Annotated in this window: 21 protein-coding genes; 14 read left to right on the top strand and 7 right to left on the bottom strand. The window is 71.6% G+C overall.

The annotated features are described in order from the left end of the window. Positions 1-42 precede the first annotated feature (42 nt). From ACLQ2O_RS20875 to ACLQ2O_RS20845, 7 genes are all read left to right on the top strand, one after another. Positions 43-714, top strand: a complete 672-nt coding sequence (locus tag ACLQ2O_RS20875; RefSeq protein WP_425833814.1) for a response regulator transcription factor — start codon at positions 43-45, stop codon at positions 712-714. Then, entirely contained in the window at positions 714-1973 is a 1260-nt protein-coding gene (locus ACLQ2O_RS20870) for a sensor histidine kinase (protein ID WP_425833812.1), read from the top strand. Before ACLQ2O_RS20875 ends, ACLQ2O_RS20870 begins: the two co-directional genes overlap by 1 nt. A 61-nt stretch (positions 1974-2034) precedes the next feature. After that, complete coding sequence (locus ACLQ2O_RS20865) at positions 2035-4407, top strand: fibronectin type III domain-containing protein (protein WP_425833811.1); 2373 nt, start codon at positions 2035-2037, stop codon at positions 4405-4407. After that, entirely contained in the window at positions 4407-5369 is a 963-nt protein-coding gene (locus ACLQ2O_RS20860) for an AAA family ATPase (RefSeq protein WP_425833808.1), read from the top strand. The genes ACLQ2O_RS20865 and ACLQ2O_RS20860 overlap by 1 nt, the downstream gene beginning before the upstream one ends. A gap of 34 nt (positions 5370-5403) precedes the next feature. Then, entirely contained in the window at positions 5404-7629 is a 2226-nt protein-coding gene (locus ACLQ2O_RS20855; RefSeq protein ID WP_425833806.1) for a fibronectin type III domain-containing protein, read from the top strand. Further along, positions 7629-8765 (top strand): DUF58 domain-containing protein, encoded by a 1137-nt coding sequence (locus ACLQ2O_RS20850; RefSeq protein WP_425833804.1) that lies wholly within the window; start codon positions 7629-7631, stop codon positions 8763-8765. Before ACLQ2O_RS20855 ends, ACLQ2O_RS20850 begins: the two co-directional genes overlap by 1 nt. Continuing rightward, complete coding sequence (locus ACLQ2O_RS20845) at positions 8762-10924, top strand: transglutaminaseTgpA domain-containing protein (RefSeq protein WP_425833802.1); 2163 nt, start codon at positions 8762-8764, stop codon at positions 10922-10924. Before ACLQ2O_RS20850 ends, ACLQ2O_RS20845 begins: the two co-directional genes overlap by 4 nt. On the opposite strand, the gene ACLQ2O_RS20840 is transcribed toward ACLQ2O_RS20845, so the two are convergent. Genes ACLQ2O_RS20840 through ACLQ2O_RS20830 form a run of 3 tightly spaced genes read right to left on the bottom strand, consistent with a single transcriptional unit; the run spans position 10878 to position 13415 of the window. Beyond that, the gene (locus ACLQ2O_RS20840; protein WP_425833800.1) at positions 10878-12239 is read right to left on the bottom strand and encodes a protein kinase domain-containing protein; all 1362 of its coding nucleotides are present in this window, start codon (positions 12237-12239) and stop codon (positions 10878-10880) included. The two genes, ACLQ2O_RS20845 and ACLQ2O_RS20840, sit on opposite strands and share 47 nt — an antisense overlap. Before the next feature lie 13 nt (positions 12240-12252). After that, positions 12253-12801: a hypothetical protein gene (locus tag ACLQ2O_RS20835; protein WP_425833798.1), complete on the bottom strand. Its 549-nt coding sequence runs from the start codon at positions 12799-12801 to the stop codon at positions 12253-12255. Continuing rightward, positions 12801-13415 (bottom strand): hypothetical protein, encoded by a 615-nt coding sequence (locus ACLQ2O_RS20830; RefSeq protein ID WP_425833796.1) that lies wholly within the window; start codon positions 13413-13415, stop codon positions 12801-12803. Before ACLQ2O_RS20830 ends, ACLQ2O_RS20835 begins: the two co-directional genes overlap by 1 nt. A gap of 154 nt (positions 13416-13569) precedes the next feature. Between ACLQ2O_RS20830 and eccD the strand changes: the two genes are divergently transcribed. The 3 genes from eccD to ACLQ2O_RS20815 all read left to right on the top strand — a co-directional run bounded on the left by eccD (position 13570) and on the right by ACLQ2O_RS20815 (position 17020). Next, positions 13570-14952 (top strand): type VII secretion integral membrane protein EccD, encoded by a 1383-nt coding sequence (gene eccD, locus ACLQ2O_RS20825; protein ID WP_425833794.1) that lies wholly within the window; start codon positions 13570-13572, stop codon positions 14950-14952. A gap of 1 nt (position 14953) precedes the next feature. Beyond that, a complete protein-coding gene (gene eccB / locus ACLQ2O_RS20820) occupies positions 14954-16378 on the top strand; it encodes a type VII secretion protein EccB (RefSeq protein ID WP_425833792.1) in 1425 nt (474 codons plus the stop codon). Between the two features lie 177 nt (positions 16379-16555). Next, positions 16556-17020, top strand: coding sequence for a hypothetical protein (locus ACLQ2O_RS20815; RefSeq protein ID WP_425833790.1), 465 nt, complete (start codon positions 16556-16558; stop codon positions 17018-17020). A gap of 105 nt (positions 17021-17125) precedes the next feature. Here the strand turns inward: ACLQ2O_RS20815 and ACLQ2O_RS20810 are convergent, their stop codons facing one another. From ACLQ2O_RS20810 to eccCa, 3 genes are read right to left on the bottom strand one after another with little or no spacing between them, the layout of a single operon-like run. Continuing rightward, positions 17126-18907: a hypothetical protein gene (locus ACLQ2O_RS20810; RefSeq protein ID WP_425833789.1), complete on the bottom strand. Its 1782-nt coding sequence runs from the start codon at positions 18905-18907 to the stop codon at positions 17126-17128. A 9-nt stretch (positions 18908-18916) separates the two neighbouring features. After that, positions 18917-19288 (bottom strand): hypothetical protein, encoded by a 372-nt coding sequence (locus ACLQ2O_RS20805; RefSeq protein WP_425833787.1) that lies wholly within the window; start codon positions 19286-19288, stop codon positions 18917-18919. A gap of 55 nt (positions 19289-19343) precedes the next feature. Further along, the gene (gene eccCa, locus ACLQ2O_RS20800) at positions 19344-23309 is read right to left on the bottom strand and encodes a type VII secretion protein EccCa (protein ID WP_425833785.1); all 3966 of its coding nucleotides are present in this window, start codon (positions 23307-23309) and stop codon (positions 19344-19346) included. A gap of 154 nt (positions 23310-23463) precedes the next feature. On the opposite strand from eccCa, the gene ACLQ2O_RS20795 reads away from it, so the two are divergent. Together ACLQ2O_RS20795 and ACLQ2O_RS20790 are read left to right on the top strand one after the other, a co-directional pair. Further along, a complete protein-coding gene (locus ACLQ2O_RS20795; RefSeq protein WP_184802227.1) occupies positions 23464-23775 on the top strand; it encodes a hypothetical protein in 312 nt (103 codons plus the stop codon). A 32-nt stretch (positions 23776-23807) separates the two neighbouring features. Continuing rightward, complete coding sequence (locus tag ACLQ2O_RS20790) at positions 23808-24104, top strand: hypothetical protein (protein WP_184802229.1); 297 nt, start codon at positions 23808-23810, stop codon at positions 24102-24104. A 141-nt stretch (positions 24105-24245) separates the two neighbouring features. Here ACLQ2O_RS20790 and mycP read toward each other — a convergent pair whose 3' ends face one another. Further along, positions 24246-25532, bottom strand: coding sequence for a type VII secretion-associated serine protease mycosin (gene mycP, locus ACLQ2O_RS20785; RefSeq protein ID WP_425833782.1), 1287 nt, complete (start codon positions 25530-25532; stop codon positions 24246-24248). A 119-nt stretch (positions 25533-25651) separates the two neighbouring features. Here mycP and ACLQ2O_RS20780 point away from each other — a divergent pair, with 119 nt between their 5' ends. Both ACLQ2O_RS20780 and ACLQ2O_RS20775 read left to right on the top strand, forming a co-directional pair. Beyond that, entirely contained in the window at positions 25652-26038 is a 387-nt protein-coding gene (locus ACLQ2O_RS20780) for a YbaB/EbfC family nucleoid-associated protein (RefSeq protein ID WP_425833780.1), read from the top strand. Further along, the gene (locus tag ACLQ2O_RS20775; protein ID WP_425833778.1) at positions 26035-26388 is read left to right on the top strand and encodes a hypothetical protein; all 354 of its coding nucleotides are present in this window, start codon (positions 26035-26037) and stop codon (positions 26386-26388) included. The genes ACLQ2O_RS20780 and ACLQ2O_RS20775 overlap by 4 nt, the downstream gene beginning before the upstream one ends. Positions 26389-26419 lie beyond the last annotated feature (31 nt).

Here is a 26419-nt window from a genome sequence, read left to right as displayed (position 1 = left end):
TCCGGGTGGACGATGACATTTCGATGACACGGGCGGTCCCGAGTGCGCGTACTGGTGGTAGAGGACAACGAGGACCTGCAGGTGGCGGTCCCGGCGGCGCTGCGGTCGGCGGCGCTGGCGGTCGACCTGGCCGGCACCATCGCGGCCGCCGACGAGGCGCTGTTCGTGAACGCCTACGACTGCGTCGTGTTCGACCGGCTGCTGCCGGACGGCGACTCGATCGGCTATGTTCGCCACCGCAGGGAACAGGGCTGGGCGGTCCCGGTGCTGTTCCTGACCGGCCTGGACACCCTGGCCGACCGGGTGGACGGCTTCGAGTACGGCGGCGACGACTACCTGGTCAAGCCGTTCGCCGTGGCCGAGCTGACCGCGCGGGTGCTCAGCCTGTGCCGCCGGGCCGGGACCGGCCGCACCCCCGTACTGCGCTACCAGGACGTCGAGATGGACACCGGCCGGCGAGAGGTCAGGCGGGCCGGTGTGCTGCTCGGCCTGACCGCCAAGGAGTTCGCCGTGCTCGAGTACCTGATCACCCGGCCGGACCGGACGGTGTCCCGCTCGGAGCTGATCGAGCACTGCTGGGACTCCGCCGCCGACCCGATGTCGAACGTGGTCGACGCGACCATCCGGCGGCTGCGCGGCAAGCTGCGCGCGCCGGACCTGATCGAGGCGGTCCGCGGCCAGGGCTACCAGCTGGTCCGCGCGGAGGGCGTCTGATGCGTGGTCCCGCGGCCGAGCGCCTGCGCCGTCTGCGCTGGTGGCTCACGGTCCTGTTCACGGTGATGAACACGATCGGCCTGATCGTGCTGGCCCCGCTGATCCTGCGGCTGGACTCCCAGCGCGTCGACGCCGGTATCGACAACCAGCTGGACGTCGTCACCGGCCCGGTGCTGCGCCTGGTCAACGAGAGCGGCGGCATCGACTTCACCGCGGTCAACCGCGACCCGCTGAACTCGGACTGCCCGCAGTTCGTCATCGTTCCGGGCGGCGCGACGCGGTTCGACCAGCACACCAGTCTGAAGAACTGCACCCCGATGGACCCCAAGGTCCTCGACGGCCTGGCGACCCAGGCAGTCAGCGACGGCGTGGTCCTGTCCACCGACCGCACGGCCCTCAACGGCCGCCCGGTCCGCCTCGACGTCGAGCCGTTCCGCGACTCCAGCGGCAAGTACGCCGGTGCGGTGGTGGCCTGGACCGACGTCAAGGACGAGCTGGGTGACCACCGGCAGCTGGTGACCACCGTGCTGCTGGTCTGCGCGTTCCTGATCCTGGCGGCCGCTCTGCTCGGCTACGGCGTCTCCGGCCGAGCCATCCGGCCCGCTATGGCCGCACTGGAGCAGCAGGAGAACCTGCTGGCCGAAACAGCCCACGACCTCCGTACGCCGGTCGCCGCGCTCCGAGCCCTGGCCGAGACGGCGATGCAGGATCCGCACCAGCGCGGCGAACTGCTGCCCCGGACCGTCCGGCTGGCCGGCCGGATGGGCGACATCATCGACGGGCTGCTCGTGCGCGCCCGGCTGGCGGCCGGTGTCGAGCAGCTGAGCATGCAGCTGGTCTGGCTCGACCAGTTGGTCGCCGTAGTGGTGGAGGACACCCCGTCCGACGCCGGCCGGGTCTCGCTGGTGACCGCGCCGACGATGGTGCGGGCCGACCCGGTCCTGCTGCAACGGGCTATCGGCAACCTTCTGGACAACGCGATGCGGCACGGCCGCGCCCCCGGCGCCGACCAGGCGATCGTGACCGTCACGGTGGCCGACGGGCGAATCACCGTGGCCGATCAGGGTCCGGGCATCGATCCGGCGATCGGCGACGACCTGTTCGAGCGGTTCGCCGCCGGCAGTGGTTCGGCCGGCGCGGGGATCGGGCTGTCCGTCGTCCGGTGGGTGGCGCTGGCGCACGGCGGCGATCTGAAGGTGCACAACGGCGACGAGGGCGGCGCGATCTTCGAGTTCCGGCTGCCGGTGGCGGAGCGCTGATGTTTCAGTCTGGATCGAATCTGGACAAGGGCTGTACCGGCGATGACCTAGTCTCGTCGCTGTGAGGTCTGTCACCGAGTTGTTGCGGACGGTCACGCGAAGGTCCCGTCAGGGTCGCCGTACGCCGTCACCACGCGAGAATCGCCGGTCCCGCGCCGCGCTGGCCGCGGTGGTGGCGGGCTGCGTCGCGGTGACCGGAGTGGCCGTCGCCGGGGCCGGCAACGCGTCGCCGGGGATGAAGTTCAGCCAGCCCGGCCGGTACATCTACAACTCCACGGTCGGCAAGATCTTCCACGTCAACGGCGCCACCAAGAACGTCGACCAGGAGATCCCGCTGCCGGGCGCCGGACCGGGCACGCAGGTGGTCGAGTCCGACCAGAACGGCTACGTGCTGTCGCGTGGCCGCACCTACCCGTTCGGCAAGTCGGACCTGGACGTCGCGAACCCGCTGCCGGCACCGGTCGACGAGCTGCCGGTCGTGCTGGAGGCCGGCGGGGCCGCCTTCGCGGTCTACCGCCAGAGCGGCCAGATTGTGCGCTTCGGCGAGAAGGCGGCGACCGCCAAGGTCGGAGTACCGCTCGGCCCGCCGGTGGTCACCTCGGACGGCACGGTCTGGGTGCACCGGCCCGACAGCGGCCGGCTCTGCCTGCTGCCGCTGGACGCGGACCGCCTGGCCTGCCCGGCAGAGCTGCCCAGCGGCCACACCGGATCGCTGGCGGTCGTCGGAGCGAACCAGGTCGTCTTCGTGGACACCACCGGCCGTGAGCTGTACGCCGTGGACGACGGAGGCCTTGGCCGCAAGGTGGTGCTGCCGATCGACGACCTGCCCCGGGACGCCATCGTCGCGCCCAACGACGTGACCGGCCGGCTGGCGATCGTCGACCCGCACAAGAGCCTGCTGCACCTGGTCGACGCGACCGCCCTGACCACCGGCAAGGCCGACGCCCCGCCGGTCCACAAGCAGCTGCGCAAGGGCAAGTACGAGCGGATCGTTTCCTCCGGCAACAGTCTCGCGCTGATCGACGAGAGCACCGACACCCTGGTCACCCTGGACCGCAACGGCGCGGAGCGGGCGGCCCGGAAGATCCCCGCGCCGTCCAAGGGCTCCAAGGCCGGTCCCGAGGACAGGACCGGCCTGTACCGCGGCGGCGACTCGCGCCTGTACGTCGCCAGCCGGTCGGGCGAGCAGGTGATGGTCGTCGAGGACACCGGCGACGTGACCGCGGTCGACACCAACGCGGCCCGGCCGGACCAGCGCAAGACCCAGCAGCCGGTCAAGCCGAGCGTCAAGCCCAGTACGCCGGACCGGCCGGTCCAGCCGCCGCCGACCACGACGCGACCGCCCCAGCCGCCCGAGACCGGGGACCCCAGGCCGACGAACCGGCCGACCGGCAGGCCCACCCGGCCCGGCGACGACAAGCCCGACCAGCCCGACCAGCCGGACGAACCCACCGACCCGCCCACCACGGACCGCCCGAAGCCGCCGCCCGAGAAGCCGACCACGCCGGTGAAGCCGCCGGCGAAACCACCGGTGCAGGCGAGCCGGCCCGGTGCTCCGCGCAGCGTCTCCGGCAAGGCCGGCAACGGGTCGGTCCAGGTGAGCTGGGAGGCAGCCGCCACCAACGGCGCCGCCATCACGGCGTACACCCTCAGCTGGAACGGCGGCAGCGTCCGGCTCGGCGCGACGGCCCGCAGCCGTAACGTGACCGGCCTGACCAACGGCACCGGCTACACGTTCACCGTCCGCGCGATCAACAGCGTCGGCACGGGACCAGGTAGCAGTACGGCGCGGTTGGTGCCGTCCGGTGGAGTGCCGGATGCCCCTGGCAACTTCCGGGTCAGCACGTCCGGCAGCAGCGTCACGCTGAGCTGGACCCGGCCGGACCTGAAGGGCAACACCTTGCAGGGCTACGACATCGCGGCCAACCCGACGGGGACCGAGGGCGGCACAGCCAAGGGCGACTCCACCACGTTGACCAGGGCGACCATCTCCGGGTTGTCGAGCGGGCAGCAGTACCGGGTCACCGTGCGCGCCACGACGACCAATGCCCAAGGCAACTTCGTGCTCGGCAAGCAGGCGGTCAGCACGCTGGTCGTCGGCGGTGGCGGCAGCAGCACGCAGGGGAGGCTGACGGCGTCCCGTGGGGCGAGCACCACCCACGGCGGCGGCGAGCGGGCCTGCGACGCGCCGGGCTGTGCCTTCATCCTGGTCAAGGGCACCGGGCTGGAGCCGAACACCGACTACTTCTTCCAGCCGTTCACGACGCGGTGGCAGCCGTCCAACCCCGGCGCGACCTTGCGGACCAACAGCAACGGCGGGATCACCATCGACGACCGGTTCGCCACCGACGCGCCCGGCCAGCAGGTCTGGGTGGTGGCGACCGCGCCCGGCGAAGAAGACGTCACGTCCAACAAGTTCAAGTGGAGTAGCTGATGAGTGCGACGATTCCGCCCGGTGAGGCCTACCGGCTGGTCGCGGACAACCTGCAACGGGTGATGCACGGCAAGCCCGAGGTGGTCCGGCTGGCGCTGACCGCCCTGTTCGCCGAGGGTCACCTGCTGATCGAGGACGTGCCCGGGCTCGGCAAGACCACGCTGGCCCGCTGCATCGCCCGCAGCATCGACGCCACCTGGAACCGGATCCAGTTCACCCCCGACCTGCTGCCCGGTGACATCACCGGCGTGATGATCTACCACCAGGGCAACGAGAGCTTCGAGTTCCACCCCGGCGGCATCTTCGCCAACGTGGTGGTCGCCGACGAGATCAACCGCGGGACGCCGAAGACGCAGTCCGCGCTGCTCGAGGTGATGGCCGAGCGCCGGGTCACCGTCGACTCGGTCACCCGCGCCGTCCCGGACCCCTTCCTGGTGATCGGCACCCAGAACCCGATCGAGATGGAGGGCACCTACCGGCTGCCCGAGGCGCAGCTGGACCGGTTCCTGATGCGGATCGAGATCGGGTACCCCGACCACGACGCCGAGGTCCGGATCGTGCTCGGCGACACCGGCCGGATCGGCCCGGACTCGCTCAGCCCGGTGATCGACGTACCGGCCCTGCGCAACGCGATCGCGGCCGTCCGGTCGGTGCACGTCGACCCGGCGATCACCTCGTACGCCGTGAAGCTCGTCGCCGCGACCCGCGAGCACACCGCCGTACGGTACGGCGCCAGCCCGCGGGGCAGCATCGCCCTGGTTCGCGCGGCCCGCGCCTACGCGGCCACCGACGGCCGGGCCTTCACCACGCCGGACGACGTGAAGCAGGTCGCCCAGCCGGTGCTGGCCCACCGCCTGGTCCTCACACCGGACGCGGAGCTCAGCCAGCGGCCGCCGTCCTCGGTGGTCGACGAGGTGCTGGCCGCCACTCCCGCACCGACCGCGAGCGTCGGCGCGGTCTAGGCAGTCCGAGCAGAGTCGAACGGGGAGAACAAGCATGCGCAAAGTCCGCCCGGAGGTGCGAGCACGGATGGCGCTCGCCGCTGTCGTGGCGGGCTGCATGGCCGTCACGACGATCGCCGTCACCGGTGCCGGCGCGGACCTGAGCGGGATGCGCTTCACCCAGTCCGGTCACCTGGTCTACAACAGCACGCTCGGCAAGGTGTTCAAGATCGACGGTGGCACGAAGAGCGTCGAGGCCGAGGTGAAGGTCCCCGGGGCCGCGCCGGGTGCCCAGGTGGTCGAGACGGACAAGGACGGCTACGTCCTGGCGGACGGGTCGATCATCGGCTTCGGCAAGTCCGACCTGCGGGTCGCCGACCCGATCCCGGCGCCGGCGCTGGAGCGGCCGGTGACGCTGACGGCGGCTGGTTCGGCGTACGCGGTGTACCGGCAGGCCGGACAGGTTCAGCGGTTCGGCGAGAACCCGAAGGTGGTCTCGACGGAGGGCCCGGTCGGCCAGCCGGTCGTCACGCCGGAGGGCACGGTCTGGCTGCACCGCTGGAACACGGGCCAGCTCTGCCAACTGCCGGTCTCCAGCGCCCGGATCGCTTGTACGGCGAGGATCCCGGCCGGGCACAGCGGCGCGCTGACGCTGGTCGGGAAGCAGCCGGTCTTCGTCGACACGACCGCACGGCAGATGCAGATGGTCAGCAACGACGGCCTCGGCCGCGCGGTCTCGCTGGCCAGGCTCGACCTGGGCCAGAGCTCGATCGTCGCGTCCAACGACGTCGACGGACGGATCGCGATCGTCACCAAGAACACGCTGCAGCTGGTCGACACCGCCGAGCTGACCAGTGGCCGACCGGCTGCTGAGCCGGTGGTGAAGCAGCTCAAGCCGGGCCGGTACGACCAGATCGCGTCGTCGGGCGAGACGCTGGCGCTGGTGGACTCCGCCGACCAGAGCCTGGTCACGCTGGACAGTCGTGGCGGGCAGGAGCGGCGGCGGCCGATCCCGGCGCCATCGAAGCTGGCCAAGGTGAAGGCGGGCGAGCGGCCCGGCCTGATCCGTGGCGACGACTCCCGCCTGTACGTCGACAGCCTGGCCGGTGAGCACGTCCTGGTCGTCGACAACAACGGCGACGTCACCGAGGTGGAGACCTCCGGACCGGTCAAGCGCAAGGGCCAGCAGCCGAAACCGACCCCGGACACGCCGAGCCTGCCGCCGGTCCGGCCGCAGGTCCCGCCGAAGACTGTCGAGAAGCCGGTCGCGCCGCCGCCGGTCCAGCCGAGCTCCCGGCGTCCGGTGCCACCTGTGAACACCAAGCGGCCGGTCGTGCCGCCCATCACGCGCAAGCCCGAGCCCCCGCAGCCGCCGGAGCCTCCCGTGACCCGCAAGCCGACCCCGCCGCCGCCGAGGCCGACGGTGAGGGCCGGCAAGCCAGGTGCCCCCGGCAATGTCGCAGCGTCAGCAGGAGACGGTACGGCGACGGTCACCTGGGGTGCGGCCGCCGCCAACGGCGCACCGGTCACGGCGTACGTCGTGTCGTGGGCAGGCGGCAGCCGGACCGCGACGGCGTCCGCACGCCGGCTGGTGGTCCCCGGTCTGACCAACGGGCAGTCGTACACGTTCACCGTCCGCGCCAGGAACCGCGTCGGCAGCGGCCCGGGCGTCTCCGCCGCCGGGATCACCCTCGGCGGCCCGGCCGACCCGCCGGTCGCCCTGCGCGCGACCGGGTCCTCCGGAGCGATCACGCTGACCTGGCGGCGCCCGAACCTCAACGGCGGCTCGCTGACCGGCTACGGCATCACCTTGAACGGCGACCCGGAGAGCTCGACGACGACCAGCTACCGCTGGACCGGTCTGAGCAACGGCAAGCGCTACACCTTCCAGGTCCGGGCGGTGACCAGCGTTCCGGGTCGCGGCACGGTGGTCGGTGCCCCGGCGACCGTCACGGCGACGGCGGGCTCACCCGCTGGAGCGATCACGATCAGCCAGGGCCCTGCGTACACGGAGAACCCGGACGGCAACTGCAGACCGCAGTACTGCCACTACATCCACATCGTGGCCCGCAACCTGGAGCCTGGGGCGACCTACCTCTTCAACGGTCACACCACCAACTACGATGACCTGCACGATGGTGGTGACCCGCTGACGGTGGGGGCCGATGGCACCATCACCGTCAACAAGTTCTACCACGACGACGTCGGCGCGGACGTCTACGTCTCCGCGTCCCACGACGGTGCGACGCTCAAGTCCAACACCATCACCTGGAGCGGCTGATGCGTCCGACCGGGCGTGGTGTCGCCGTGCTGGTCTCCTCCCTGCTGGCCTACGGGCTGGGGGAGCTGGCCGGCTACACCTTCTTCCGCGCGCTCGGCGGCATCGGCCTCGGCGCGTTGCTGGCGGCAACCATTCTGACCGTACGACGCCCGCAGGTGTCCGTGCACCGCGACCTCTCGCCCGACCGCGTCGAGCGCGGCCGGCCGGCGCTGGCCACGCTCCGGGTGCGGAACGCCGGAACGCGCTGGCAGCCGTCGTTCGCGGCGCACGACTCGGCCGGGCCGGAGCGCCGCCAGGTGCCGATCCGGCGACTCGGGCCGGACAGCGAGGCGACGTACAGGTACGAGCTGCCGACCTCGCGACGCGGCCGGATCCAGGTCGGCCCGCTGACCCTGGAACGCACCGACCCGCTCGGCCTGGCCCGCAACCGCCAGGCCACGGGCGAGACCGCCGTGCTCTGGGTGCACCCGAAGCGCCACCCGACCCGCACGGTCGTGGCCGGGCGGCCGAGGCACCACCACATCGGCCGGACCGCCGACGACTCGCTGCGCGGCTCCGCGGACCTGCGCGACGTCCGCCCGTACGTCGTCGGCGACGAGGTCCGGCACCTGCACTGGAAGGCGAGCGCGCGGACCGGTCAACTGATGGTCCGCGACTACGTCGACCCCGACCAGCCCCGCCTGACCGTCCTGCTCGACACCCGCACCGAACCTTTGCCTGAGGCAACCTTCGAGGAAGCGGTCGAGGTCGCCGCGTCGATCCTGTTCGCGGCCTCGATGGCCGGCCACCGCTGCCGGCTGCTCACCTCGGCCGGAACCGACCTGGCCGCACCTGGTGGAGCACTGGCTTCCCGGCAGTTCCTGGACGAGCTGTGCATGGTCCAGCAGAGTGACGAGCGCGCAGGTCTCCTGCCGCGGTCCCTGACCACCGGAGCGTCGAGTGGCGGCGCCATCGTCGTGGTGACCGGCGCCCACGGTACGGCGAGCGACCTGGCGCCGCTGCTGGTCCGCTACGGCTCGGTGACCGTGCTGGGCCTCGGCCCGGCGCACGGCGTCGCGCCGATCCATGGCGCCCGAGTGATCCTCGCGGCCGACGCGGGCGAGGCCCTGACCCAGTGGAGTGGGGTGATCGGGTGAGCACGCGTCGCAGGACAGCCGCTGCGCTGGCGGCCGTCGCCGTCGGAGGCCTGTGCTTCGGCCCGGTCTTCGGACTGACCTCCCTGCTCCTGCCAGTTCTCGTTGTCTGCTTGGCCGTCTACGCAGTCACCGAGCTGTGCCGCTACCGGCCGACCCTGCTGACCTGGCGCCCTCTCCTGGTCCTCGTAGCCGGTCTGCTCGCCACCATCGAGACAGTGCTCCGCAGTACGACGCTCGCAGGGCTGCCGACCGCCGAGACCATCCGCGCGCTCGGCCGCGGGCTCACGGCCTGGCAGCTGACGCTGGAGTCGACCTGGCCCGCCCGGCCGGACCCGGACCTGGTGGTGTTCATCCCGCTGCTCGTGCTGCTCGCCGCACTGCTCGTCGTCGAGCTGCTGGACCGTACGCCGCCGCTGGTCGGGGTGCTCCCCGGTCTCGCCGTGGCCGGCATCGCCCAGGCCTACATCGCGCTGAGCGGATTCGCCGCCGTCCTGGTGGCTCTGGCGTTCGGCGCTGTCATTGCCGCTCTACTCGTCCCGGATGCGGCGCGCAAGCCTCAGCGATCCGTGACGCCGCTGATCACCGGCGCCATCGTCACCGTGCTGGCAGTGGTCGGCGCGCTGGCCGTTGGCGCTGCTGACCCATTCGAGCGGACGCCGTACACGCTGCAGCAGGCGCAGAGCGTTGCGGCTCCCGCGACCCGGCAGGCGAGCCCGCTGGACGAGCTGGCCGGGCGACTCGACCGACGGAGCAAGGACACCGTCGTGTTTCGCTACCAGGCGCCCAGTCCGGTCGGGCGGTGGCGACAGGTTGTGCTGAACTCCTTCGACGGCGCCAACTGGACCACCGACCACCCCATCCTGCGGCTGGGGTCCGAGCTGCCCCCTGGACCCGAGGTGCGGGTGCAGACCGAGCCGCAGCACGCCGAGGTCGAGGTGAAGGAGCTGCGCGGGCCCTGGCTGCCCGGTCAGCTGCTGCCGTCGTCCTTGCGCGGCGTGATCGAGCCGCAGATCGAGCCGATCGGTGGCACGCTGCTGACCGGCGAGATGCCGGACCGCTACGAGCTGACCTGGGCGAAGCCGAAGGTGGACGCCAAGCTCCTGCTGGCCTCGGGCATCGACGCCGATGCTCCTGGCGGGCTGGGCGACCTGGGCGCTGTGCCGAACGAGGTCGCCGCGCTGGCCACCGACGCGCTGGCCGGCCGGCGCGCGACCTTCGCGACCGCGCTCGCGCTGGAGAGCTACATGCGCAAGCGGTACAAGCTCGCGTCGACCGACCCGCTGCCGACCGGGCACAGCTGGCCGCAGCTGCGCCGGTTCCTGCTCGACGACGAGCCGGGGACCAGCGAGCAGTTCGCCGCCGGGTACGTCGCGCTGGCGCGGGTGAACGGCATCCCTGCCCGGCTGGTGGTCGGCTTCCGCGCTCCAACGACCGCCGACGCGGACGGCTGGTACACGGTCCACAACGGCGACGCGCTGGCCTGGCCCGAGGTGGCTGTGGACGGCGTCGGCTGGTGGCCGCTGGACCCGTCCGGTCAGGCCGCGTCCGGTAAGTCCGTCGTACCGGGCAGTGACACCGACGTGACTGACCAGGCGCGCCGGGAGGTGCCGCCGGTGAACGAGATCCAGGACCCGGAGGTCGCACCGCCTTCGGAGTCGTCTCACAAGAGTGCCGGCTGGCCCCGGCCCGACGTACCGGCGCTCGGGATCTTCATCGGCTCGGGCGCTCTGCTGCTGCTTTGGCTGCTCGGTGTACCGCTGCTGAAGACACTGCGAGCCGTACGCCGCAAGCGCCGACCGGGCAACGCTGCCGTGGTCGGTGCGTGGGCCGAGGCCCGTGACCGGCTGCGCGCGCACGGGGTGGCGGTGACCTCGGGCATGACCGTGCGGGACCTGGCGCTGGCCGCTGAGGACGTCGCCGACGAGCGCGCCTCGGCCGGACTGGCTGTCGTCGCGAACAGCGTCGACCAGGCGCTGTGGTCCGGTGGTCAGGTCGGACCGGAGGTCAGCCGGGAGGCCTGGGCCGGCGTACGGGAGGTACGGCGTGGACTGCGGTCCCGGCCGTTGGCAGACCGTCTGCAGGCGGCCCTCGAGCTGCGGAGCCTGTTCCGGCTCAGCGGCGGCGACAGGTTGCGCCGCGTAGTGGCTGCGGATCGCTGATGTAGATCGCCGTACCGTCGGTGCCCTGGACCTCGAAGCAGTACAGCAGTCCGGGGCTCACGCGCACGGTCATCGAGGTGCCGGTGCCACGGTAGGTGGTCTGGGCGTCCTTGCCGCCCTGCTCGGCCATGTTCAGCGCGTAGGTGAGCGGCTTGGAGCTCGTCCACTGCAGCTCGACCGAGGTGCCGTTGTCCTTGGGTGGCTTGAGCTCCAGCCGGACAGCGGGGGTCACCGACGGCGTCACCGGGGGCGCCGACTGCGTCCGGGTCACCACCGGAGGCGGCGTGCTCTGCGGGTCGTCCTTCGGCAGCAGCATGACGACCAGTACGGCGGCCAGTGAGGCAGCAACGCCCGCACCGATCAGCAAGCCCTTGGAGGGCCGCCAGCCCTTGTTCCGTTCAGGTTTGGGAGGCCGGGCCTGTGCGACGGCCGCGACCTGCGGGACCTCCGCGACGCGCGCGGACGCCAGCTCGTCCCGGAAGTCGTCGAAGTCCAGGTCGTCCGCACCAGGCTCCTGCGGGTTCAGCAGCAGGACCTCGAACTCGTGGACCGCCTCCGCCGCGGTCGGCCGGTCGTCCGGCTCCTTGGCCATCATCCGGTCCAGCAACGCGGTCAGCCCGGGCGGCACGTCGCGGCCCGACACAGCAGGTACGGGTTCACGCAGCACCCGCAGAACGACGTCGTCCGGTGTCTCACCGGGCCGCACAGGGAAAGGCGAGTGCCCGGCCAGCGCGAGGTAGAGCGTCGCACCGAGGCCGTACACGTCCGCCTGCTCGGACAGCTCGCCGTCCCGCAGCACCTCGGGTGCCGTGTACGCCGCGTCGCCCATCAGGTCGCGCGGGAACCGCAGCCGCAGTGCCAGCCCGAAGTCGCTCAGCGCGGGCTGCCCGCTGGCCCGCTCCAGCACGTTGCTGGGCGTGACGCCGCCGTGCACGAGCCCGATGTCGTGCGCCTCGGCCAGCACCGACGCGAGGATCTGCCCCAGGACGACCACATCGCCGATCGGCAGCGGCCCACCGGCGACCAGCTCACGCAGGCCCTGCGGGCAGAACTCCATCCGCAGCCCGGTCCGCCCGTCCGGCAGGTCGTCGAGCCCCTGCACCAGCACGATCGACCGCGACGACCGCAGGCCGGCCAGCTTCGCCTGCTCGACCTCGACGGCGTTGTAGGTCCGCCGGTCGAGCGGCTGCGGGTAGACCTTCAGCACCATCGTCCGGCCACCGGCGACGGCCGGGGCGAGCAGGAACACACCGGCCACCGGACCGCTCGCCCGCGGCACCAGTGCTTCCAGCGGGATCTCGGCCATCACAGTCATCCTCGCACCTGCCTCAGGTCGCCGCAGCGACATCCAGGTAGGCACAGCCGTTCGCCAGCAGGTACCGCAGGTCTCCGAGCACCTCGGGCGCCGACAGCAGCTCGCCGGCGTCCCACAGCGTCGGCGCGATCGATCCCCACTGCCACAGCTCGTAGCTGCGGGTGTCGAGCACCGCCGCGGTGCCCAGTCCGGGCAGGCCCACCGCGAACTCGTCCGGCCGCTCCGGACTGTTCCCCAGACCGACGAACATGATCCCCAGCCGGTGGCCTCGCGCGAACTGCTCGCCGTCGTCCGGGCTCGCGGCCAGTCCCAGACCGGCCAGCTGCTGGAGGTGGCCCGCCGCGCCGGCGATCCCGGCCTGCTCCGCCTGGCCCAGCACGTCGGCCTCGGTCCACTTGTCCCTGCCGGTCTCCCGCAGACCGTGGGCGAGCACCCACGTACCGAATACGTCCTCCTCCAGCCGGTGCTGCTGCCAGCCGATCCGGACCGAGTGCTGCGGTGGTCCGTCCGCGGCCGCGCGCAGTCCGGTGTAGTGGCCGACCGGGAAGATCGTCGTACTCATCAGGCCACGCCTCTCCGGTCGAGGTACGCCGCGCGAACGCACAGCAGTCCGTGCACCGACCGGAGGATCCCGGTGAGCACCTCGCGCGCCTCGGTCTCCTCCGGCGCCGTCACCCCGACCCGGCGGGCCACCTCGGCTGCGTCCTGGCAGGCGATCCACAGATGCGGTGTCAGGTGCGCCCACGACCACACGTCGTAGACGGCACCGGACACCTGGGCGATCGGCTGCCCGAGCAGGCCGATGGTCTGCAGACTGCTCTGCTCCTGGTCCGGACCGAGTCCCATCAGCAGCGGTACCAATTGGTGCCGCTGGGCGAAGTCGACGGCAGGCCCGGCCTCGGGGTCCACCTCGGCGAGCAGGCCGACCGAGACCAGCTGATCGGCGACCGCGGTCGCGTCGGCAGCGCTCAGCTCCAGCCGCTCAGCGCCGGCGGCGACCGACGAGCGGCTCGGGCGGTCCTCGCCACCGGTGCCGTGGGCCAGCAGCCAGACGACGTACTCGGGATCGGACAGCTCGACCAGGTTCGTCCCCGCACGGATCTGCTGGCGCCGGCCGCCCCCGGCGTCGTGGAGCACACCTACGTCGTGCCCGACGGGCATCAGCAACGGCTCCACGGGCGTCCTCCTCCTGCATCGGCTGGTTCGACTGACCGTAGCCAGCCGGGCCCGCTGCCCGGAGGGAGTGGCCGCAAGAGGTCAGCAGCGCCCGCCGCGGCCGCCGTACGCCGACAGTGTGCAGTGGAAGCGAAGCGGACCACGGAAGGTTGCCATGAACATCACCGGACTTCTCCGCATCACCATCGCCGCCCCGCAGCGCCGGCTCGATCTCGCGCTGCCCGAGCAGTCGTCGGTGGCCGAGGTGCTGCCCGGTGTCCTGTCCAAGGCCGGCGAGCACCTCGCCGACGAAGGGGCGCCGGGAGGCGGCTGGGTGCTGCGCCGCGCCGACGGCACTGAGCTCACCCTCGGCCGCAGCCTCGGTTCGCACCGGATCCGTGACGGCGAGATCCTGCACCTGGTGCCCCGCCGGCTGGAGTGGCCGGAGCTCGAGTACGACGACCTGGTCGACGCGGTCGCCTCCGGCTCCGGCCGGCTCGGCGCCGTCTGGTCGCCCTGGCACACGAGGATCGCCGGGCTGGTCTGCGCGGCCACCGCACTGCTGATCGTCATGGTTGCGATCCTGCGGCTCGGGTCACCCTGGCAGGAGCCGGCGGGCTGGTTGCTGATCACCGCCCTGCTGGTCGTCGGCGGCGCCGTCGTCCTGGCCCGGGTGGTCGGCGATTCCGGAGCCGGCGCGATGGTCGGCGGCATCGGACTGCCCTGCGCGGCAGTGGGTGGGGCTCTGCTGCTGGCCGGCGCGGCCGGTTGGCCGGCGATCGGAGCCCCGCAGCTGCTGGCCGGCAGCGCCACGTTGATGCTCGCGGGTGCGGCCTGCTACCTCGGTGTCGTGGACGGCGCGGTGCTGTTCGTCGGTGCAGTCAGTGTCGGTGTACTGGGAGTCCTCGGTGGGTGGATCGGCACCTCCGACAGCCTGGACGGTCCTGACGTCGCGGCCATCGTGGGAGCCGTCCTGCTGGGGTTCTCTCCGTTGCTCGGGTCGCTCGGACTACGGCTCGGCCGGTTACCGATGCCCATCCTGCCGCGCACCACCGCGGATCTGGTTCGCGACGACCCGCTGCCGCCGCGCAAGCAGGTGTACGGCGCGGTGGTCCGGGCCGACGGCCTGCTGACCGGAATGCTGGTCGGCCTGATGGTCGTGCTGTCGATCTGCGAAGTGCTGCTGGTGATGGCCGACACCCGGTCCGCGACGATCCTCGCCTGCCTGCTCAGCGCCGGGGCGTTCCTGCGGACCCGGTTGTACCCGGTCGTGAAACAACGGCTGCTGATGCTGGTCCCGGGCGTGATCGGCGCTGCCGGCCTGATCCTGGGCCCGTTGACCCGCCGCCTCACCGACCCGGTCGCCGTGGTCATGCCCGCCGTCCTGGTGCTGGCGGTGCTGGCGATCTTCTTCGGACTGCGCTACAGCAACCACCGGCCGAGCCCGTACCTGAGCCGCTACGCGGAGATCGCCGAGCTCCTGGTGATCCTGGCGCTCGTCCCGGTCGCCGCGGCGGTGCTCGGCCTGTACGGCGTGGTCCGGGGCTGGGGAGGCTGAGATGGCGACCAGGAAGGACCAGCTCCAGTCCCACCAGTTCTCCGTCCAGCGGATGGTGTCGGCCCTGGTCACCCGGGAGACCGACCCCGAGCAGCCGCCGTTCAAGCGACCGCTCGCCGCGGCCTTCGGCAGTGCCGCGATCCTGGTCCTTGCGCTGGTGGTGGCCGGGGTCTACGGCATGGTGTCGCCCGGTGGCAGCAAGGCCTACGCCAAGGGCGACGTGGTCGTCGTGGAGAAGGAGACCGGGACCCGGTTCGTCTACGTCGACGGGCATCTGCATCCCGTCACCAACTACACCTCCGCTTTGCTTGCCCTAGGCAAGTACGGCGAGGTCCGCCGGGTTTCCCGCCGCTCGCTGGCCAAGGCTCCCCGGGGACCGCTGATCGGGATCGAGGACGCTCCGGACGCGTTGCCGGACCGCAAGCGGCTGCTCACCGGGGGCTGGACGCTGTGCTCCGAGCCGGCCCTGGACCCCAGCGGTGCGGCGACCAGCGAGTCGGTGCTGATGATCGGGTCCGGGCCCGCACGGGACCAGGCGATGCTGGACACCGCGATGCTGGTGGAGGTGATGGAGACCCGCGACCAGTACCTGATCTGGAAGGGCTACCGGCACCGGATCCAGAAGTCCGACACCACCACGGTCGGCCTGGCGCTCGGTTCGGAGCCGTGGGCCCGCGTCGGGTCCGCCTTCGTCGCCGGCCTGCCGGACGGGGAACCGATCGCGCCGATCGCGATCCCGGGCACCGGGCAGGCGTCGTACGCGGTCCAGGAACGCGGTGGGACCCGGATCGGGCAGCTGTTCGTGGTGACGACGGCCAGCGGTGCCAAGCAGCACTACGTGGCGCTGAAGGACAAGCTCCGGCCGATCACCGCGCTGCAGTACGACATCCAGCGCGCCTACCGGCCGGTCACCGCGGCGTACGGCGGCAAGGCGCCGAGCGCCATCGCGATCGACCTGCTCTCGCTGAGCCGCGCCGAGTCGCCGTCCACCCGCGCCGACGCGGGACAAGCTCCCCGGTCCCGGCCCGAATTCGTTGCCCCACGCAACGGACAGGGAACGGTCTGCGCCACCTACCAGCCCGGCGAGACGGTGCCGGCCGTGTCGATCGACGCCGCGATGCCGGTCCGCGACGCCGCCGCCGTGACCGTCAAGCGCGGCAAACTCGGGACCGCTCTGGCCGACCGCATCCTGGTCGAGCCCGGAGCGGCCGCGGTCGTCGAAGCCATGCCCTCGGACCAGGCCACGGCCGGTACCGTCTCGGTGATCACCGACCTCGGCCGCACCTACCCGCTGGCCGACCCGGCCCTGCTGGAGCCTCTCGGCTACCAGGGCGTCCTGCCCGTCCGCATCCCCGCCCAGCTGGTAGCACGCATCCCCCAGGGCAGCGGCCTGGACCCAGCCGCAGCGGTCCGCCCGGTCCGCTGATCTCCACGACCCGGCCATCCGCCGATTGCTGCTACAGCCGCGCTCGGAGCCACGGCGCGCGCGACCTCGGGGTACGGGTGCGGTACGGGCAGAGACACCTCGGCGACAACTCGTACCGTCGCGAGACATTCAGCGGGTGGGCGCAAGCCTGCTCGGGAGATCTCTCTCGGAGGACCAATGAAGGCACGTGCACTGGGGGCACTGGTAGGAGTCGCAGCGGTGCTGAGCGGGTTGTTGGTGGCAAGTCCGGCACAGGCTGCCAGCGGCTCGGTCTACGCTCGCGTGTACTACCCGAACCCCACCGGCAGTGGTGGGGAGGCCAGCGCGGACCTCAACTTCACCGGTCGGTCCAAGGTCACGGTGCGGTACCTCAAAGTTCGCGACATCTGTCCCGGTGACAACCGCCCGGTGCGGGCCGTCGTGGTCGCGACCCGCACCGACGGAAGCCGGGTGAACATCTCCCCGTACTACTCGGACACCAACGGCTGCGGCGCGGACGGTACCCAGTTCCCGACGGTCAAGCTCGGCCTGGGCGGCGGCCAGCGAATCAAATCGTTGAGTCTCAAGGTGTGCGTCTACACAGCAGCGCTCGGCAACGTGAAGTGTGTGACCAGTTCGGCCCTGCACAACCCCTACACCTGAGTCTTCACGGCGCTCGCTCGCTGTTCGACCCATCAAGTCGCGATGGGTGCGGGAGTAGGAACCGGCCCGGGCATCGGTTGATGTCCGGGCCGGTTGCCGTGCGGCTCAGGTGGCCAGCCGGCCGACGCGCTTCTTCGTCTCGACCGCTTCGGCCTCCTGGACCTTCCACAGCTCCTCGTCGAGGAGTTCGATGGTGTCGACCGGCTTGTCGCGCTCGTCCTTACGCCGCCGGTTGTTCATCGGCATCACCGGGAACGCACCGGGCAGCTCCCGGCCCGCCTTGCCGCGCAGCCCGACCGGCACGCCCGGCGTGTCGTCGTCCTGGCCCTTCCGCTTGCGGTTCACCGGCCGGATCGCGCCGGTCCCCGGTTTGCCACCACGACTGTTGCCGCCGGCACCGGCTCCACCGCCGGCCATCGGCGGCATCATCGGGGGCGTACCGCCGCCCGCACCCGCCGCGGCGCCGCCTGCCGCCGTACCGAACGAGGAGCCCGGCGGCGTCGGAGCCCGGCCCGCGCCGGCCTGGTTGGGGGCGACCGACTGCTCGCCCGCCCGAGGGATCATCTGATCGCCACGGACATCGCCTCCGGCCTTGCCGAGCCCGAGCTCACCGGCGCCACCACCGCCGCGAAGGTTACCGAGCCCGCCACCTCCACCGGTGCCGTTGATTCCGCTGCTGCCGAGACCACCGGTGCCGATGGTGCCCAGACCGCCCTTGCCCACTGGCGGCAGCGGCCCGCCCGGCGGCCTGGGAGGCCGGTTGTTCAGCGAGCCCGAACCGTTGGTGCCGGAACCGATCGGCTGGAGGGGAGGCAGCCCGGTCGGCGGCAACGGCAGCCCGCCGTTGGGCGGCAACGGCAGCCCACCGTTGGGCGGTAGCGGCGGCGTCGGGAGCCCCGGACCGCCGCCGGGAGGCATCGGCACCCCTCCAGGCGACAGCCTGGAGAGCTCGGTGCCACCAGGCCCACCGCCGGCCGGACCACCTGGTCCGCCAGCGGGGCCACCTGGTCCACCGGCAGGGCCACCTGGTCCACCAGCAGGACCGCCTGGTCCACCGGCAGGACCGCCCGGTCCGCCAGCGGGGCCACCCGGTCCACCGGCAGGTGCATCAGCAGGACCGCCGGCGGGACCACCTGGTCCACCGGCCGGGCCGCCCGGTCCACCGGCAGGCCCTGCCGGCGTCCCAGCGGCAGACGGACTGGCCGGGCCGCCGGGTCCACCGAGGCTGTTGTCGGCTCCCGGCCCGTCCCACTTCATGCTGCCGGCGGTGTTGACGATCTGATCGCCGGTCGTGGTGTAGATGGTCGCCAGCAAGTTCATGTCCTGCCCGAGGGGGGCGACCAGCTGCTGGACGGCCCGGACCGCTTCCTGCTCCTGCGCGGGGGTGAGTGCTCCGCCCCCGTTCAAGAAGCTCTCGATCTCGGTGAAGTAGCCGTCCACCTGTGGCTTGACCGTGTCGGCCTGTTGCGCCACCCTGCCGATGTACTCGATCACCGGCGTCAGTTGACTGGCGACACCGCCGGCGGACCTGGGGTTCGCCCCACCGCCGTGCTGCGCCGGGGCTCCACCCGGACGCGCGGTGGAACCTCCGTCGCCCATCTTGCCCGCGGCGTCGGCCAGCGAGGTGGCCGACCGTTCGGCCGCCGACCGGAACAGACCCGAGTCCGCCGGGCTCAGCCACTGGTCGAGCAGTTCACCGGAGACGGTGCGCATGCTGCCCATGGCGTCGATGGTCCCGATGCCGGCCTGGTTCCACATGTCCTTCGACGTGGTCAGCGGTCCGGCGAGGCTGCGCTCGGCCAGGGCGGTCCGGATCAGTTCCTGGACGGCCGGCTTGACGGTTGCGAGGTTCTGGGCCGCGTTCACTGCTGCTAGGTAGTCCGCCATCACTCCTCCTTACACGCCGCTCGGACCGAACACCGGGTTGTTGGGAACCGGCTTGTTGTTCACCTCGAGGAGCGGGTTCATGATCCCGACCTGACGGTTGATCGTGCCGTCGTACTGCTCACCGATCGCGCCGACCGCCTTCCGGTAGCCGACCATCCCGTCCATGGTCTTGGTCATGAACTGCGCGAGATGGTCCCGCGCCTGGCGCTCCTTGCCGAGGAACGTGACGCCTTCGGCCATCCCGCCGGCCGGCGGCTCGTACGTGGACCGGACTCCCGCCTCGGCCACGCTGGTCCCGAACGCCTGGGCGGTGGCGTCCATCCCGGTCGTGAATCTGTTGAAGGCCGCCGTGTCCTTGACATGGATTCTTTCTTCGCTCATCGAATCTCCTTGGGGTGAGTAGCACGGCCGGGCGACCGTGCCGGCGAAACCGGCGTCACTGCTCCTGGTCGTCCGCCGGGGGATGGGTCAGCTGGATGAGCTGACTGTCGCCCTGCCGGTTGACCAGGAAGCCCCGGCCGGGTGGCAGCGGCTGGGCGCGCAGGCCGCCGAGCAGGATGCCCTCGTCGCGGCTGCCGGACAGCTGCAGTCCGGGCGACCCGACCGCGCGGATCTTGGCCAGCACCGGTTCGAACAGGCCGCGCATCGCGCCGCCGGTCCGCCGGGCCGCGTAGATCCGCAACCCGATGTCGGCGGCCTGCGGGATGTAGGGCAGCAACGGCATCAACGGGTGTCCGTCGCCGGTGGCGACCATGTCGTAGTCGTCGATCAGGACGAACACGTCCGGCCCCTGCCACCAGGAGCGGTCCCGGAGTTGCTGCGGGGTGATGTCCGGCCCGGGCAGCCGCTCCTCCAGGATCTGGACCAGCCGCTGGATCAGGTTCTCGGTGACCTGGTGGCCGGTGCCGTAGCCCAGCAAGTTGGGGCCCTCGACCGACCCGAGCATGCTGCGGCGGTGATCGATGACCAGCACACACGCCTCCGCGGGGGTGTAGGTCTCCGAGATCCGCCGGCACAGCGTGCGCAGGAACCCGGTCTTGCCCGACCCGGTGTCGCCGAGCAGGATGAACGTCGGGTTGGCGTTCGGGTCGAGGAGCACCGGCTGGAGACTCCGCTCGGCCACGGCGATCGCCAGCCCGGCCTCCCGCGAGCTCGCTCCGTTTCCGGCCTCGTACGGTACGTCGGGCGGCAGCAGCCTGACCTCCGGCGCCGCCTGCCCCGGCCAGGCCTCCGACACGGTCCGGACCAGTTCGGCCAGGCCGACCGACACGCGCTCCTCGCCCTGCGGCTCGGACAGCCGTGGTGCGGCAGTGATGAACTGGTGCCGGCCGGTCATGATGCCGCGCCCCGGCGCTCGCTCCGGCACCAGCGCGGCTGCCCGCCGGTCCACCATCGAGTCGATGGGGTCACCGATCCGCAGCTCCAGCTTGGTGCCGCACAGGTCGCGAACGTTGGTCCGCAGGTCGAACCAGCGCGCCACGCTCACCATCAGGTGCACGCCGTACGCCAGCCCGCGGGTCGCGATGTCGGCGAGCAGCTGCTCCAGGTCCTCGAAGTCGTTGCGGATCGTCGCCCACCCGTCGACCACCAGGAACACGTCGCCGTACGGAAGATCGGCGAGCTCGCCCTGCCGGCGGCGCTCCCGGTAGGTCTCCATGCTGTCGATGCCGAGCTGGGCGAACGTCTTCTCCCGTTCGGCCACGATGCCGAGCACCTCGATCACACTCCGCCGTACGGCGTTGACGTCCTGACGTCCGGCCACCGAGCCGACGTGCGGCAGGTCGCGGACGCCGGTCAGCACGCCACCACCGAAGTCGAGGCAGTAGAACTGCACGTCGCGCGGTGAGTGGGTCAGGGCGAGGCCGGTGATCAGGGTGACCAGGGTGGTGCTCTTGCCGCTCTGCACCGAGCCGGCCACCGCGACGTGCCCGCCGCCGGCGGACAGGTCGAGCAGCAGCGGGTCACGCCGCTGCTCGAGCGGGCGGTCCACGATGCCGGCGACGGTCTGCAGCCGGCCCGGCTGGAACCTGCCGATGGGGAAGTCCGTCGGCCCGGTGGGCAGGACCGTGCCGAGCGCGGGCGCCTTGTCGAGCGGCGCCAGCCAGATCTGGTGCGCCGGCGTGCCCTTGCCCTCGAACCGGTCGACCAGGACGTCCATCAGGCTCTCGCCGACCGACTCGTCAAAGACACCGTCCGGGTCGGGCTGCTTCTCGTCCTGCTCCTCCTCGACGACCGGCGCGACGTAACCGCTGGAGTAGTCGAGCAGTTCGACGGGCCGGTCACCCATCGACGGCAGCGCGCCGGGCACCGGACGCCGGTGAACACCGGACACGTACGCCGAGCGGAAGCGGTCCATCTGCTCGGTCCCCACCCGGAGGAACCCGTGACCCGGTGCCCGCGGCAGGTGGAAGGCGTCGTTCACGCCGAGCACCGTTCGGCTGTCGATGTCGGAGAAGGTCCGCAGGCCGATCCGGAACGACAGATGCGTCTCCAGACCGCGCAGGCGGCCCTCCTCCAGCCGCTGGCTGGCGAGCAGCAGGTGCACGCCGAGCGAACGGCCGACCCGGCCGATCTGCACGAACATGTCGATGAAGTCGGGCCGGGCGGTGAGCAGCTCGCTGAACTCGTCACAGATGACCAGCAGCGTGGGGACTTCCTCCAGCGGCGCTCCCGCGGCCCGGGCCTTCTCGTAGTCACGCAGCGACGAGAAGTTGCCTGCGGCCCGTAAAAGCTCCTGGCGGCGGAGCAGCTCGCCGTTGATGGCGTCGGCCATCCGGTCGACCAGGTGCAACTCCTCGGCCAGGTTGGTGATCACCGCGCTGGTGTGCGGCAGCTTGTCCAGCCGGGTGAAGGTCGCACCGCCCTTGAAGTCGACCAGCGCGAAGTTCAGCGAGCGAGGCGGGTGGGTGATCGCCAGCGCCAGGACCAGCGTGCGCAGCAGCTCGCTCTTGCCCGAACCGGTGGCGCCGATCAGCAGGCCGTGCGGCCCCATCCCTTCCTGCGCGGACTCCTTGAGATCCAGCTCGATCGGCTGCCCGTCCGAGCGCAGACCGAACCGGACCCGCAGCCGGTCGCGACTCGGCCGGGGCAGCCAGGTGTCCTCGGGGTCGAAGTCGAACGGGTCGCCGAGCTCGAGCAGCTCGGCCAGCCCGAGGTCGGCGCTGAGCGGCTGCTCGCCGTGCACACCGGCGGTGAGCCGCAGCGGAGCGAGCTGCCGGGCCAGGCCCTCGGCGGTGACCAGGTCCAGGGTGTCGGCCTGTCCGATCCGCTCCGCGCCGTCCATCGTCTCCGCGTGCAGGGTGCCGTCGGCCTCGAGATCGAGACTGATGGCGCTGGTGTCGATCGCGCGCGGCGGCGGGAAGGTCAGGTCGACGACCGTCACGCCTTCCAGCCCGGGGCCCACCAGCAGATGATCGGAACCGTCCGCGTCCCCACCGTCGAGAACGACCACCAGGTGCGGTCCGCTGACGGCACTGGCGGCGTCGGGGTCGAACCGGGGGCGGTTCGTCAGCAGGTCGTCGAGCATCGCTTCGAGCGCGGTGATCGACGGAGCGATCAACCGGATCGGTCCCAGTGCGTCGTTCCGCTCGGGGTGCAGGACGTGCGGCAGCCACTTGGCCCAGTCCCAGTCGTCCCTGCGGTCGGCGCTCGCGCAGATCGCGATCCGCAGGTTGTCCGGGGCGTGCAGGCAGGCCAGCTGCGCGACCATGGCCCGCGCCATGGACTGCGACCGGTCCTCGTCGCCCGGCAGATAGATCCGCGCGAATCCGGTCACCGCGATCGCCAGCGGCAGGTTCGACACCGCCGCGTACGTCGAAACGAACCGGCGCAGAGCCAGGGCCGACAACGGCTCGAGCCGTTCCAGCGGCTGGGTGTCCGGCGGGACGATCGTGGTCGCCGGTCCCTGCTTGCCGATGCCGATCCGGGTGACGCCGAAGTCCGCGTCGTCCCGGCGGCGCTCCCACAACCGGTAGCTGCCGGCCACCGCCCACAGCGACGCCGGATCGGGATGCAGGTAGTGCAGGGCCTCGCGCTGCTGACCGACCGAGCGGCCGAGGCGCAACCGCTGCTGGGCCAGATGGCGCAGGTAGGTCCGCCGGGCCTGTCCCATCTCGACCTTGCCCGCACCGCTGCCGCGGGAGAACACGGAGAGCACGATCATCCCGATCATCGCCAGGCCGAACAACCCGAAGATCACGTACCGCAGGCTGCTGGCGATGCTGCCGGAGAACATCAGCATCATCGCGCCCATCATCGCCACCATCGGCAGCACCATCAGCATCTGCGCCCACTGCCGCCCGGCCGGCTCCGGGACCTCGGGTGGTGCCTCCAGCAACAATTCGCCGCCGGGCAGTTCGGGCGCCGGGCGCCGCATCGGGCGGCGGACCACCACTGTCGCCATCGTCAACCTCCACCGGTTCGATCCGATCCGCTCCGATCATCACGCGCCCAGCAGGAGGCCGGCCCCCGGTGGCAGGAAGGTGCCGTCGGCACCGGGGCGGGGCCGGTGCTCCCTACGTTGGCGTAGACCTACCACCACCAGGAAGGAGCAGGGGATGAGCGACTTCATCCAGGGTTTCACCGAGAGCATGGCCCAGCACGCCAGCCGGACCGGCGCGTACGGGCAGGACCTGACCGGTAACGCGACCCGGGCGGCCTCGACCACGATGGACCTGAACGGCTCGTGGCGCGGACCGGGCTACACCGCCGCCGCGGCGGTCGGTGACGGCTGGCAGGGCGGTGTCCGTCCGCACCACGCGCGGGTGGAGAACCGGTCCGCCGGTGTCTCGAACATCAGCTCGCAGTACGACAACAACATCTCGAACAACGTCCAGACGGCGAACAGCGTCGGCGCGCTGCTCGCCTGACCGGCGAACCTCACACAGGAAGGAGTCTCTCGATGCCGGAGATCTACCAGCAGTTCGGCGGCATGGACATGTCGTCGCAGGCCCTGCGGGGCATCTCGACGGACCGCACGATGATGGCCGAGGACGAGCTGCGCGCGGCGCAGAACCTCGCCAGCAGCGAGTGGATGGACAGCGCGTCGGACCAGCACTTCTCGGTGACCCATCAGGAGGTGAACGGAACTCTGGAGGCCGCGGACCACTCGCAGCGTCAGTCCACCGCCTGGAGCCAGTGCTCCGCGGACGGTGCCAGCACGCTGGCCACCTGCCGGGGGATCGCAGCCAGCCTGTAGTCCCCGGACGGCGAAGGCCTCGGCCGGATGTTCCGGTCGGGGCTTTCCGTGTGCGACCAGCCGGAGAGCGGACCGAACGGGGGGGCCGGGCCCGGGACAGGGAATCTCCTGGTCCTCGGGCCCGGCTCGGGTTCGGTGGTCTCAGTCGGCGCGAGCGAACAGCCGCTCGGGAGGCAGTTCGGCCTCCGGGTCCTGCCGCCGGCGGACGATGTCCGATCGACCGGCGGTCCAGCGCCGGCGGTGACCGGCGATCAGCAGCGCGCTGACCACGACGATCACGCCGGTGCCGCCGGCCGCCAGGCCGGTCATCCAGCGCGCCTCGGAACCGGTCGTCCGCCACCAGGCCGCCACGGCGAGTGCCTCGTGGTCCGGCGGCGCCTCCTGCATCGGTGCCAGTTCGCGGGCCGCCGTACCGATCATCGCCTCGGTCACCGCACGGTAGGGGTCGACGATGCCGGCGCCGTACTGGAGGCTGTCCACGCCGCCGCGCGCCGGAGTAGCGGTCGCCTTGAGCCGCTGGATCACCTGCGGCGCGGTCATCTTCGGGTACGCCGCCCTCACCAGCGCGGCGCTGCCGGCGACGAAGGGGGCGGCGAAACTGGTGCCGTCGGAGTAGGCGTGACCCGTCCGGCGGGTGGCTGCCAGCACCGAACCTCCCGGCGCCATCAGGTCGACGTACGGACCGTACTGCGAGGCCGACATCCGGGCGCCGCCGTTGTCGATCGCACCCACTCCGAGCACCCCTGGGTACTGGGCGGGATAGGAGGGCAGGACGCCGGGCGCGTTGCCCTGGCGGTTGCCGACGGCAGCGACCACGACGACGTCCTTCGCGACGGCGTACGCGACCGCCGCCCGGACCGGCGCCTGGTCCTGGTCGCCCGCCATCGACAGGTTCATCACCCGCGCGCCCTGGTCGACGGCGTACCGGATGCCGCGGGCAAGAATCTGCGGGTCGATCAGCTGGGCCTGTCCGGTCTGTCCGACCTCCCGATCGCTCACCCGGACCGGAAGGATCCGGGCGCCGGGGGCAACGCCCTGGAAACCGATGCCGGGGACCCGGTCGGCCGCGATGATGCTGGCCACTCCGGTCCCGTGGGAGACACAGTCGTAGTTCCCCGGCAGCGATCCGGCCAGGTAGAAGTCGCGACCCCGCAGGACCTTGCCGGACCGGCGAAGCTGAGGGTGGTCGGCGTCGACACCGGAGTCCACCACGGCGACGGTCACCCCGCTGCCGGTGCTGAACGGCCAGGCGCGCTGGGGCATCAGCACTTCCTGGGCCCAGGGCAACAGTCGCTCGGCCGGCCGGCCGGGTTCGGGGTTGTTGCAGGCTCCGCGGGGTGGTTGCGCCGAGGCGGGCAGGACCGCCGGGCCGGCCGACAGGGCGATCGCCGACATCAGCAGGACCGGAACGCGCCACCTCTTCTTCACCCTTCGATGGTCCTCGAACGCCCGAGTCACCCGGAGCCGATGGCCGGAAGCGGTCAGCCACCGTCCACGGCCTGCTCGGCCGGGGATAGTCGGCGGAGATCAGCGACCGAGGAGGCGGCATGGTGTCTCGCGACGACCGAACGGCCGGGCAGTCATTGCTCGGCCAGCTGGAGGAGGCCGACCGCAAGCTGCGGGAGTACCGGTCGATCAGCAACGACACCGAGGGGACGGCACAGTCCCCGGACGGCCTGATCGAGGCCACTGTCGGCCTGTACGGCGAGGTGCGGGAACTCGTCCTCGACGCGAGGATCTACCGGACCGTGGATGCCACGGCCTTGGCCGAGGCCGTCCGGGACGTCATCAACAAGGCAGTCGGCGAGGCGCAGGCGACGGCGGCCGGTCAGTTGTCGTCGCTGCTGCCCGGCGGCCTGAGTGAGCCGTCGGACCTGGCCTTCGCACCACTGGACGCCGAACTGCGCAAGGCTCGTCGAGGAGGACTGTCATGAGCGAAGGCCCGATCAACTTCGGTGGCGCCGGCGACATCGACATGCTGCCCACGGAGGCCCGCGCGGCGATGCGCCGGCTGCAGCAGGCCGGAACCGCCTTCGGCAATCGCTGGACCGTGCTCAGCACCGCGATCCGGACCGGCGAACTGGAGGCGAACACCGGCTTCGACACGCTGAGCAAGGGATTCCGCGAAGCCTACAACCCGGCGAAGGACCCGATTCAGCAGGCGTCGGACGCCACCGGCGGCGCCGTCGGCGGGCTCGGTGCCCGTGGCAACGAGATCGTCGGCCAGTACGTGCAGTCCGCCCAACGCGACGCGGCGCGGATGCGCGCGGTCGGCGATCTCTGACCGGCGTGACGACGCGCGCTGAGCGAGACTC

Source organism: Kribbella sp. DT2, assembly GCF_049844575.1.
Taxonomy (GTDB): domain Bacteria; phylum Actinomycetota; class Actinomycetes; order Propionibacteriales; family Kribbellaceae; genus Kribbella.
This window is presented reverse-complemented; position numbering and strand designations above follow the sequence as displayed.